Source organism: Alphaproteobacteria bacterium, assembly GCA_026400645.1.
Classification (GTDB): domain Bacteria; phylum Pseudomonadota; class Alphaproteobacteria; order Paracaedibacterales; family CAIULA01; genus JAPLOP01.
Genome location: JAPLOP010000037.1, coordinates 19,887 through 32,601, shown reverse-complemented (window position 1 = coordinate 32,601; position 12,715 = coordinate 19,887). Strand labels below are relative to the sequence as shown.

7 protein-coding genes are annotated in these 12,715 nt (G+C 44.9%); 2 read left to right on the top strand and 5 right to left on the bottom strand.

Annotation, left to right across the window (positions count from 1 at the left end; translation table 11 throughout):
- Positions 1-16: 16 nt before the first annotated feature.
- The 5 genes from NTX76_06185 to NTX76_06165 all read right to left on the bottom strand — a co-directional run bounded on the left by NTX76_06185 (position 17) and on the right by NTX76_06165 (position 7,186).
- Entirely contained in the window at positions 17-988 is a 972-nt protein-coding gene (locus tag NTX76_06185) for a WxcM-like domain-containing protein (GenBank protein ID MCX7338846.1), read from the bottom strand.
- A 63-nt stretch (positions 989-1,051) separates the two neighbouring features.
- Entirely contained in the window at positions 1,052-2,362 is a 1,311-nt protein-coding gene (locus NTX76_06180; protein ID MCX7338845.1) for a hypothetical protein, read from the bottom strand.
- A gap of 17 nt (positions 2,363-2,379) precedes the next feature.
- Entirely contained in the window at positions 2,380-3,312 is a 933-nt protein-coding gene (locus tag NTX76_06175) for a glycosyltransferase family 2 protein (GenBank protein ID MCX7338844.1), read from the bottom strand.
- A complete protein-coding gene (locus NTX76_06170; protein MCX7338843.1) occupies positions 3,309-4,403 on the bottom strand; it encodes a DegT/DnrJ/EryC1/StrS family aminotransferase in 1,095 nt (364 codons plus the stop codon). Before NTX76_06170 ends, NTX76_06175 begins: the two co-directional genes overlap by 4 nt.
- A 215-nt stretch (positions 4,404-4,618) precedes the next feature.
- Positions 4,619-7,186, bottom strand: coding sequence for a hypothetical protein (locus NTX76_06165; protein ID MCX7338842.1), 2,568 nt, complete (start codon positions 7,184-7,186; stop codon positions 4,619-4,621).
- A 195-nt stretch (positions 7,187-7,381) separates the two neighbouring features.
- Here NTX76_06165 and NTX76_06160 point away from each other — a divergent pair, with 195 nt between their 5' ends.
- Positions 7,382-9,031: a ribonuclease J gene (locus tag NTX76_06160; protein ID MCX7338841.1), complete on the top strand. Its 1,650-nt coding sequence runs from the start codon at positions 7,382-7,384 to the stop codon at positions 9,029-9,031.
- Positions 9,032-9,238: 207 nt separating this feature from the next.
- Complete coding sequence (locus NTX76_06155) at positions 9,239-12,700, top strand: vitamin B12-dependent ribonucleotide reductase (protein MCX7338840.1); 3,462 nt, start codon at positions 9,239-9,241, stop codon at positions 12,698-12,700.
- Positions 12,701-12,715: the final 15 nt, after the last annotated feature.

Genomic DNA, 12,715 nt, shown 5'->3' with positions numbered 1-12,715 from the left:
GCGCTTTGACAGAAAACTAATTTTTAGATCTTAGATCGTCTTGGGGGATGAACACAACATCTAACTTCCGGTTTTTCGTCTGAGCAATCTCAACGAATTCAGCATAATTTCGAATATAGTCATCTACATCATAATAGTCTGATGTAAATACAAGCAAAACAGCGTCGTTGGAGTATTTTCTCTGGACGCCCCATATTAGGGGGGGCAAATAAATACCTACGTCGGGTGATTCAAGCAAGATTTCCTGGCGGGATTCACCGTCATCAACGGTCACCACACAGCTCCCCTTTACGCAAATTAAAAATTGATGACACGCATGATGGGCGTGTTCACCGCGGGTTTCATTATCTGGAACATTAAAAACCAGAAAATACCGCTTGGGGTTGAATGGAATGTCGGTTGGAAATTCCCCAACCGAAAGATCTCCGCGCTTGTCATTGATGCGTTTAAGGCGGCACAGGGTCACACCACCTATGCCGATTCGTTTTGAGGGGGCTACGTCGTCTGCCAATGTTGTTTTTTTAGTATAATCAACAATTTTTGCTGGATTGCCAACCACAACGGCATAGGGCGGTACGGATTTGGTAACCACCGCGCCAGCACCAATCATTGCTCCGCGACCTATGGTAATTCCTGGCAATAATATAGCCCCAGCACCGATAGAGGCTTCGTCTTGGACGATGGTTTCAAGAAAGGAATCTGGATAAATTTTTGAACGTGGGTATTTATCATTGCTAAAAGTAACGTTTGGCCCCACAAAAACATCATCCCCCAAACGAATGCCATCCCACAGATAAACACCGCACTTAATTGTTGTTCGGTTTCCAACGATCACATCGTTTTCAATAAAACAATGGGCGCAAATATTAACATCGGAACCTATTTGTGCCCCCGAAAGAATGGATACAAATTGCCAGATTGTTGTTCTGGATCCGATATTGGTTGTCTGGACATCGGCAGTATTGTGAATTTTGATCGTTGGTAACATTTATATTCCTTGACATTTCATAAAAAATGAATCGAATTCAGAATCGCAGTGATTTTGTTATTACTAAGAAATTACACTACTAAGAGATCTGATAAATTTAGCCGTAATATAAAAAATTGGCATAGAAATAATGCATCCCATAAAAGAAATACAGATCCATTTTTTGCTACCATTTAGCAGGTAAAATATAAAAACACTCCCAACAACAATAAAATAACTAAGAAGAGGCAGTGTAAATCTTAGCTCCAACGCTGATATCAATGCAACAGATGACCAGCTCAGAAAAATAATCAATGGCATAAAACGAGATCCCAGTGCCCTTAATTTTCCAGTAAAAAGATGAAAAACGACACCCAAGGAACCAAACCAAAGTATTGAAAATGATAAAAATGAAGGGATCCATCCAAGGGCTAATTTTCGATATGGATAGGGCATAAGGTAATCAAAATCGAATGCCCCAACCATTTTCAAACTCAACAACCTTATGGCCTTGGATGGATTGCCAAAATACCACCTAATACTTGGGTCTGTTACAGTTCCTATTATCGACTTCGATGAGTAGTAATTACCAATACCGCCATTACCCATCCAAGTGCCGTATTTAACATTTTCAATACCCCACTGTATTTGCATTCCCCCTAAATTTGCAGCTGGAAGAAAGCTAATTACCTTGTAATTCAAAACATTTAAGCATATTTGAATATATAATGGGACTGCTCCTGTAATTAAAACCAAAATTAGATCAGTTATTTTAACATAACCCTTCGTAAACAGTCGAACTATACAGTAAAAAACTGGCACAGAAAGCCAAATTGCAGCCGGGCGAATGACAATCCCCCAGCTTAAAAGAAATATTAAATAAAAAATCCACTTAACGAGATCGTTATTTCCTGGGGCAGATAAGCATTCCAGACGAATCAAAATACCGAAGATCATTATGGAAATGGACGTATATAATGAGTCTGTAAGGGTTATGCCGTGATACGGAATGACATAAATATTAAAGCAAAGCGCCACAAATAATATCGATGCCAACTTGGATGAATGGTTCGAAACCGAGGAGACTATCAGAAGCGTTGCAAACAAATACGCCGTCGTTTGAAACACGAATATGAGCAATATATCTGGAAAATTGGCAATACCAGACAGCTTTATGAGCAATGACAATATCCATGGATAAGCGAATGTCCTATGTGAGTCAGTTTGCGCAGCAACGATACTTTTTGAGTTGTATGCCCTGGCTATCTCCATATAAGAGGGAGCATCACCACCAACAGGCCTTAATATTTGCTCAATAAAAAAATAAAACCCAATAATTAATAAAAACGAAAATCCAACAATAAATGTCGGGTGAATTTTTTTTAATTCTATCATCGTTTATCTCGTACGCTTCATTTGTGGTTTTCAAATCTCATTGACACAACAGATAGCGGTCGTTGCTTGCTGTTTTCATAGCCACGCCAAGCATAGGTTCCAATTAAACCAAGCCCAAACAAATTGAGCGTTCCGAAAAAAAACACAGCAATCATGATCGCCGCATAACCCGGAACAGTGATTGCCCCCAATAGACGCCCAGAAAATACAATCGCTGCAAAAACAACAGATAGTGCACATCCAATTATTCCAATCTTGGTTAACAATCGAATGGGGTAATCGGTAAAAGCAAAGACACTATCCATCATGAAATCAATCTTCTTTTTGAGTGTCCAGGCTGAGACACCCTCTTGGCGGGCAAGGCGTTCGTAGCCAATAAGCTTGCGTCGAAATCCCAACCAAAAGATAAGAGCTATTAGAGAGGACCGAGATTCTTCCAGCCGAACCAGTTGATCGCGAAACAGTTGATTGCATCCAAAAATATCAACACCCCCCTCTGGCATGTCGTGAACAACCAGGCGTCGGTATAATTTCCAGAATACACCCGATGCCAGTCGGGACATAAATGGATCATTGCGACTTATTCGCGTTCCAATAGTTACATCACATTCATCGGCATCAAGAGCCTTAAAGAAGGAAATTAGCAGATCTGGGGGTTCCTGTAAATCGGCCGCCATTACGCCAAAATACTGACCACGAGCCGCTATCAATCCCGAACGTATAGCAGGGAAGGACCCAAAATTTCTGGAGTGAACCAACAGCTGTGCCGAAAAATCCAGCCCATCAAGTGCATCACGAAGCAATACAAAAGAATCATCAGGACTACCATCAACCACAAACACCACTTCCATGGGGCCGTTCAATTCATGGCTCATAGATGTCAATGTTTGAAGCAATCGTGGGATCGACCCTTGGTTTTTATAAACCGGAATAATGACAGAGAATTTCATGATTGCCACGCATTGACAGCCGAAATAACCTGATCAACCTCTCTGTCGGTCATTTCCGGATAGCACGGCAACGTCAATACTTCACTAGCCAAGCAGTCGGTGTTTTCTAGGTGTGTCCCCGAAAAGTGGCCCCCAAATACCGGCTGTCTGTAATCAGGAATTGGATAATGCACATCAGATGCAATATCTAAACTTTGCAAATGGGCGCGCAGACTGTCCCGATCTTGACTACGCACAACGTACAAGTGCGCAACATACCCGTTTCCGTGGTGTCCAGGTACATCGATTTTTGGATGATGTATTTTTTCATTATACTGTTTTGCAACTTCACGTCGCCGATCGTTGCTGGAATCAAGACTTGGAAGAAAAGCCAAAAGAATAGCAGCCTGCATTTCATCGAGCCGACTATTACGTGCACCAGGGATCTCGACCCGATATTTTGCCGTCCATCCATATTGACGAAGACGGGAAATTTTTTCAGCGACAGCAGAACTGTTGGTCACGATAGCGCCGCCATCGCCAAGTGCGCCAAGATTTTTTGTTGGATAAAAGCTGAAACTAGAGGCATCGCCAAACGTACCAACGCGCTTTCCATTCATCATTGCACCATGTGCCTGTGCACAATCCTCCAAAAGAGGAACCCCGTTTTGACGACACAGCAAAGCAATATTTTCGATTTCTGGAACGGCCAATCCATAAAGATGTGTAACAACGACGGCCTTTGCTCCCTCTTTAATGGCGCGCTCAACTTCGGCCAATGTTGTATTGTGCGTCATTTTGTCTACATCAAGAAAAAATGGCAAAGCACCAATCGCCAACAAGGCGGTTGTTGTATACATACCTGCGTTGGCAACCGTTGCTACGCAGTCCCCTTTGTTGACCTCAAGAGCTTTTAAAGCCAACTCAATCGCATCCGTTCCATTGGCAACACTGATACAATGGTGTGCACCCAGATAAGCCGCAAAACTGGTTTCAAATTGTTTAACCTCTGGTCCAAGGATCACCCAGCCTCTATCGATAACTCTATCAATGGCCGCTCTTATAAAGGCGCGATTATTTGATATTTTTGATGAGAGATCATTTATTTGCATACATTAAATCTTGCTTTATATTTGAAATAAAAAAACCATGGATACGTTCAAAAGAAGACGATATCAGTATTGGCTTGAATGATTCCTTCATCTTTCACTTTCCGGCGATAAGCAGCATTGACACATTTTCATGTGGCCCACAAAATCCCTTTTGTCAAGACTGCAAAATAGCGTCCAGGGCTGACCACCCTATTGGGGTAAATTTGGCCTAAAACTTACTCATTTGCAAGCTTATTTTGGCTCTCCACCAAAGGCAAATCAAACTTCTGGTAATAAAAAGGTGATGATGGGTGATAATGCTTTTCCCAAAGGCGCAAATATTCAGCGGCTGTTTGTTGGGCATTAAGAGCCAAGCTAGTTAAAATGCTGCTTGATTGATAGTCATAAAGCAGCGACTGCTTGCGCAACTGGTCTATTTTCAGAATTTGATCAAAATAGCTTGATGGCGTTTCAAGCACGGGCACCACTGAATTTCCCCATCCTGTCACACCAAAGTTTAGGGGAATCCCGTGCTTTTGAATGATTCCCTCGTGATAGGATGACCCCATAGACAGCCCCCCATTTGCCGTCACATTGGATTCCGTATATTCGGACGCGCCCGTCGCCCGCTGCGAACATTGTATTTGAATATCCACAGCCGGTAAAAGACGAAGCTGATCATCCAAACTAAAATTCGGAACAAAAATAAATTGTCCCAGTGGATTTAGGGAATTTATCGCCCAGTCCTTTAAATTATTTTTTATGTAGGCTTGAAGCTCCCGGGCTTTTTCCGCTATATAGGGTTCGTAATCCTGAACATTGCCATAAATGACAACCTGAATGCCTGCCTTTACAAGGCGAATGACGGTGTTGGAATCATCCAGAATAAGATCCCGACCCTCGGTTAGGAAATTGAATGCAACGGCGCAGCGCTTTTCCTCGACCCAGCGCCCACTATAGGCAACAACCAATTGATCGGGATTCAATTTCAGCGAACGATTCTTTAATGTTAGATTTTCTTTGGCAAAACGTTTAACGGCCCTTACAACCCCCGATGGAATATAGGGATACACTACATCATTTGGAACATCCCCCCGATTTTGCAATTCCCCAAGATAAGCAACGAAATATTTCGCTGAATCTTCGATGGCATCACCATTCGCAATGCCATAAATCTTTTTCACGGTTGGATCCCAGGCGTGAACCTCCTTCGCATGCAATGCCGAAACGCCCTTGGCAATCTCTGCCGTTTTTAGACCAGCACTTGTCACATCCATAAAGGAATTTCCGGTCACAAAGGGGATCTCGGTTTCTGCAGAGGTTAACGGATAGCTAGCAAATAAATAATGAAATTCTTCGGGTATGCCCAAAACATAAAGCTTTTCTTTATTGTAAGCACCGGACTTTATTTCATCAAAAATCCCCCGGTTTTTATAGGTATGGGTCGTTCCGCAAATCATAAAGTTTCGCAAAAATGTTGCATAATCTGTGTCGCCGCGTTTTACAGCATCACGGTAGTCAATCAAACGAAAAACGGGGACCAGTAACGTTTGGGCTTCGTTTGCATTAATGATGGCGGGATGATAGGGGTTTCCCTGTTGTTGGGATTCCTGATAACGGGCATATTCTGTGTTGCGAATATAAACCCACAATGCCTTGGCAAAAAATGCCCCAAACTGAATCCACGTTGGAAGGTTATCATGGGCGGGCGCCTCGAGAGAGTGCCGCGTATGATCCTGTGCGTATTTATAAACGTTCCTCATGAAAGAATATCCAAAAGGGTAGGCCCCATTTTGATCTGGAACGTCCGAAAACTGCAGAACCGAAATCCCCTTTTCATTGAGACAACGCGAAACCTCCATGGGGATTTCTTTTCCACCAAATGAAAATTGATATGTTTCTTTACTGATGACGGTTGTTGGGTAACTTAACAGGGATGGATCAAAGGCGATTTCATCGGAATCATCCGGGTCAACCTTAACATTTCTAAGGAATTTATATTGTGGTTCGCAGGCAATAACATTTGCCCCAAGGCGACGCATCCACCCAATATGATATTGCTGAACCCGCCCAAGGCCACCAACTGCTTCGCTAAATTCAGCACTTAAGTCATAAATGGTTGCATCCTTTAGGTGTGGCGTGATGGCAGCAACCCACGACGCGTGACTATCCTCGTTGAGTTGTAAATCAATCGAATTGATCAAGGAATTTTTATAAAGGTGCGATGATCTTAGATTTTTCACAACAAGCGCCACACGATTTTGTTCCGAGGAGTCCAATAAATGAATCGCGCGAATCAATCCGTATCGTGATTCAATCGGATACAAATCAGTCAGGTTGGTCGGGTGGCCATAGTCCTCAAGACACTGTTGAACAGGATCATCCCCTTGCTCGATGGACGCCTTAAGATCGCGCACGATAAAATCAACATTGTCAGAAAATGAAGCCAACAGTCGAGGTGAAATCGCCAGGCAAAAAATATCCCCCTCCCCTTTTAAGGTGCCGGCAACAACAAATCGATCCAATGAAAGCCGCAATTCATCCGATGAGATTGGCAGGCGCCCATAGTCATCGAAACACCGTGCAACAGAATCATAAATGGACGCACCCAAAAAAGAAAATGCCCCATAATTTTCAGGGGAAATAGCATCGTCTGTGTATTTGCCAAGAATTGCCGCATAAATTAAACGATCCCGCAGCCATCGGTCGGTATAGATTGCCCTGCCTGTGTTTTGATCAAAAACTTTATCAAGATTTGCATTGGGGAAATCGATTGATTCTAGACTAATTCTTTGCTTGCTCATGACAGACCCTGTGCTTAGTGAACGTTATTATATTAAATCTATCACAGCATCCTTAATTTTTTGTAAATGGACCTCTAGATATCTTCAGATACCGAGAAAAAGCTTCTATTACATCTAAAATGGCATTAGGATCAATTCAGCTACAATCAATAAAAACCCAACAAAACAACGCGGAAACGGTAAGGAATAAACACGATGAAACTGCCTGGCAAAAAGGATTTTTGGTTTTTACCCCTAGGTGGCGCCAACGAAATTGGAATGAACCTCAATCTATTTGGGCATGATCAACAGTGGCTAATGGTTGATTTGGGTGTTACATTCTATGATCGTCTGGGGATTGATGTTCTGACCCCCGATCCAACAGCGATTTTGCCCTTTCAAAAAAACTTGATTGGGTTGGTTTTAACACATGCACACGAAGACCACGTAGGCGCAATCCCTTATTTATGGCCTTATTTGCGGTGTCCAATTTATGCAACACCATTTACGGCGGAAATTGTCCGGGGAAAGATTAAAGAAAAATCATGGGGGTCCCAGGTTCAAATTATCGAGGTTCCTTTATGTGGCAACATCAAAATTGGCGCGTTTGATATTGAATTCATTACATTAACGCATTCGATTCCTGAGCCAAATGCATTGGCCATCACAACACCCCTTGGGACTGTTCTGCATACCGGGGATTGGAAAATCGATCCCGCACCATTGGTTGGTGAAGTCACAGACCATCAACGACTGATAGAACTGGGCGATGCGGGCATTTTGGCCATGGTCTGCGATTCAACCAACGTGTTTAGCGATGGCGAGGCGGGGTCAGAACAAGACGTTCGGGATGAGATGATCAAGCAGATCGAAAAATATCCAAACCACCGGGTTACCGTTGCGTGCTTTGCATCCAATGTGGCACGTCTTGAAACGGCAGCATTGGCAGCAGAGGCATGCGGCAGAAAAGTGGCACTGCTAGGGCGCTCCCTTTTCAAAATGGTTGAGGCTGCAAAATATGCCGGTTATTTGGGAAAACTTAGAAGCTTTATCACCGACGAAGAGGCGATGAGCATGCCCCCAGAAAAGGTTTTGTTCATCAGCACAGGCTCACAAGGCGAACCACGGGCTGCCCTGGCACGCATAGCAAGCCTACAGCATCCGGTCGTTAAATTTGGGAAAAATGATATCGTCTTTTTCTCGTCCCGCGTTATTCCGGGCAACGATAAAAGCATTGCCATTTTGCAAAATCGACTTGTGAAATCCGGCGTTGAAATCGTTACCGCCAATGACGAGGATATCCATGTATCCGGTCACCCGGCGCGGGATGAGCTTCGGAAAATGTATCGCTGGGTTCGTCCAAAGGTGGCCATTCCCGTTCACGGAGAGGCACGTCATATACAAGAACATGCCAAGCTTGCCAAAGCCGAGGGGTTCGATTCAGTTATCCCGGAAAACGGCAGCCTGATCCAAATGGAAGCGGGCCAAACAAAAATCATTGAACTTTTGCCAACGGGGCGATGGGCGGTAGATGGGAATCGGATGGTATCGACGGGCAGTCAACCATTAAGGGATCGCCTAAAACTATCGCTTCAGGGAACAATTGTTACCAGTCTGCTGGTTGATGACACCGGGCAATTGCTGCGATCCCCGCAATTTACGATTTTGGGCGTGACAGAACCTGGCGAGGAAACAGATGGCCTGGCCCGTGACCTTTACAAGGGGATAAGGGATATCCTTTTGGTGGATTATAAGAATGAGAAAGCGCGCCTGGAGGCTGTCAAGCAAGTCATTCGTCAAATAACAAACAAGCGATTCGGTAAAAAACCCGTGGTCGATGTTCATATCATGGCGGGTGTGATTTAGTTTTATTTACACCCTTCGTCTTTCAAAGGATTCCCCGCAGTTGTCATCCTCGGGTTAAAAATAGTATTTTGAAATTTCAGGCCTTGCTTTTTTAGTGTGTTCGTGGTCAATTAGCATCAACATATCGATGGAAAAACCATCACACATACTACATTTAGTATAATTTGTGAAAAATTGTCCCATATTTTCGCTCATGGAAAGGCCAAAATGAAAATACATCGCCGCTGTACTGTTGCTGGTCAATCCCCTTATACCGGGATTGACTTCCGTAAAACCACTAGCGAGATCCGCAACCCCGATGGGTCGGTCGTTTTTTGTCAAAAAGACATCGACGTTCCAGCGCACTGGTCACAGGTTGCGTGTGATGTTTTGGCGCAGAAATATTTTCGAAAAGCCGGAATCCCACAGGAAGTCACCCTGGTCGCCGAAGACGGAGTCCCCGAATGGCTTTCAAAGAAACAAGCCAAACCCGGGACATCGTTCATTGGCGAATCCTCTGCCACGCAAGTGTTTGACCGATTAGCTGGCGCCTGGACCTATTGGGGGTGGAAAGGTAATTATTTTGATGGCGAGGCAGATGCCCAAGCGTTTTATGATGAGCTTCGGTACATGCTGTGCCAACAAATGGCCGCGCCAAATTCACCGCAATGGTTTAATACGGGGCTTTACTGGTCCTATGGAATTGACGGCCCCTCACAGGGGCATTTCTACGTTGACGACAAAACGGGCACGCTCACGGCATCGGATTCGTCCTATGAACGTCCGCAACCGCACGCCTGTTTCATCCAAAAAGTCACAGATGATTTGGTCAACGAAGGCGGCATTATGGATGTTTGGGTTCGCGAAGCCCGTCTTTTTAAATATGGATCTGGTACAGGCAGTAATTTTTCCGCCATCCGTGGGTCTGGGGAATCCCTATCAGGGGGCGGAAAATCGTCTGGATTGATGAGCTTCCTTAAGATCGGCGATCGGTCTGCGGGGGCCATTAAATCTGGCGGCACAACGCGTCGAGCCGCAAAAATGGTCGTTTTGGATATTGATCACCCCGATATCGAGGAATTCATTAACTGGAAGGTAATCGAGGAACAAAAAGTTGCAGCATTGGTTTCGGGGTCAAAGCTGAACAAGCTTCATTTGTCACGGATCATGGACGCCTGCCAAAACACCGATTTACCAGCCGATAAAAAATATGATCCAAAGCAGAACCTCCCCCTAAAAATGGCCATCAAGGACGCCAGGGCTGTGTTTATTGCTGAGAATTACATCCAACGCACCATCCAATTGGCACAATTGGGACACACACAAATCAATTTCCCCGTTTATGATACCGATTGGAATTCAGAGGCGTACGCCACCGTATCCGGACAAAATTCCAATAATACAGTTAGGGTCACAAACGACTTTTTAAAAGCGGTTCTTGATGATAAAGACTGGACCCTAAAGGCCAGAACCGATGGTCGTGTTATGAAAACCATGAAGGCCCGCGACCTTTGGGAGGAAGTCAGCTATGCCGCATGGGCGTGCGCTGATCCGGGCGTGCAATTTGACACAACGATCAATGAATGGCACACCTGCCCAAACAGCGGCCGCATCAATGCATCCAACCCCTGTTCAGAATATATGTTTTTGGATGATACAGCGTGTAATCTAGCGTCTTTAAACCTGGCGACCTTTTACAAGAACGGGCAATTCGACGTTGATCTGTACGAACACGCCACAGCGCTTTGGACCGTTGTGTTGGAAATATCTGTCACAATGGCACAATTCCCATCCAAATCAATTGCTCAACTTTCTTATGAATTCAGAACCTTGGGCCTGGGATATGCCAACCTGGGTGGTTTGCTTATGGCCCTTGGGATCCCCTATGACAGCGACGCCGGACGATCCATTGCCGGATCACTGGCAGCAATCTTAACGGGTGTTTCTTATTCCACATCAGCCAAAATGGCCAAGGAATTAGGGGTATTCTCAGGATATTCCAAAAACAAAGACGCCATGTTGCAGGTGATTCGAAATCATCGTCGTGCGGCACACGGGGAAACAAAAGGATACGAAGGCTTGGCAATTTTCCCAACAGCCTTAAAGGGAAAAGACTGCCCCCTTCCCCAATTGATCACAGCCTCAAAAAGGGCATGGGATTATGCTCTAAAATTGGGTGAAAAGTACGGTTACCGCAACGCCCAAACGACCGTCATTGCCCCCACTGGTACAATTGGGCTGGTTATGGATTGTGATACAACCGGGGTGGAGCCTGACTTTGCGCTTGTTAAGTTCAAAAAACTTGCGGGTGGTGGATATTTCAAGATCATTAATCAAATGGTTCCCAATGCGCTGGAAATACTGGGGTACACCAAACAACAAATCGACGAGATTATTCTATATGCAGTTGGGCATGGAACGTTGAAGGGATCGCCAACGATTTGTTTTGATTCCCTCAAAGCCAAAGGGTTAACTGATGATATTTTGGCAAAGCTGGAACAATCTTTGGCCACAGCCTTTGACATCAAATTCGCCTTTAATAAATGGGTCCTGGGCGAAGATTTCTGTAAAAAAACGCTTGGTTTCACAGATGCACAGCTGAATGATCCAATGTTTGATATTATCGTTGCCCTTGGATTTTCAAAGGCCGACGTCGAAGCCGCCAGCAATTATTGTTGCGGAACCATGACACTAGAAGGCGCCCCGCACCTTAAGGACGAGCATCTGCCCGTTTTTGATTGCGCAAGCCCATGTGGTCGAATCGGAAAGCGTCTTTTGTCGATCAACAGCCACATCCACATGATGGCGGCCGTTCAGCCATTTGTATCTGGGGCGATCTCAAAAACAATCAATATGCCCAATTCAGCAACCGTACAGGATTGCAAGGATGCCTATTTGCTGTCTTGGACGCTGGGTCTTAAAGCCAATGCGCTTTATCGTGATGGGTCAAAACTATCACAACCGCTTAGTTCTATTGTTTTGGGGGATGATGCTGGGGAAATTGACGTGCCGAACGCAGCCAAGGCCGTGTCAGAACGCATTGTTGAAAAGATCATCGAAAAGGTCATTTTCCAATCGCAACGCCAGAAACTACCCAATCGTCGGACGGGGTACACACAAAAAGCCGTTGTTGGGGGGCATAAAATTTACCTTCGAACCGGCGATTATCAAGACGGCGCCCTTGGTGAGATTTTCATCGATATGCATAAAGAAGGGGCATCCTTTCGGTCCCTGATGCACAACTTTGCCATGGCGATCTCGATCGGGCTGCAATATGGTGTCCCATTAGAGGAGTATGTGGAGGCATTTACGTTTACCCGTTTCGAACCATCAGGCATGGTCGAAGGGAACGCCACCATTAAAATGGCAACCTCTATCCTGGATTATATTTTCCGGGAATTGGCGATCACCTATTTGGGGCGTCACGATCTGGCCCATGTCCAGCCCACAGATTTATCACCAGATACGATTGGGGGGCCATCTAAATCCCCTACATTGATAGATACAGCAACAACCACCACTGCTGCTGCTCACCCTAAAAAGCAAGAGGACGCCGCCGAAAAATCAATGCAAGCGAAACTTCAGGGATACCAGGGGGATTCCTGTGCAGAGTGTGGGAACTTTACCATGGTCAGGAATGGAACCTGCCTGAAATGCAATACCTGTGGCGCTACAAGCGGGTGTTCGTAAGGGGGTGCCTGAACC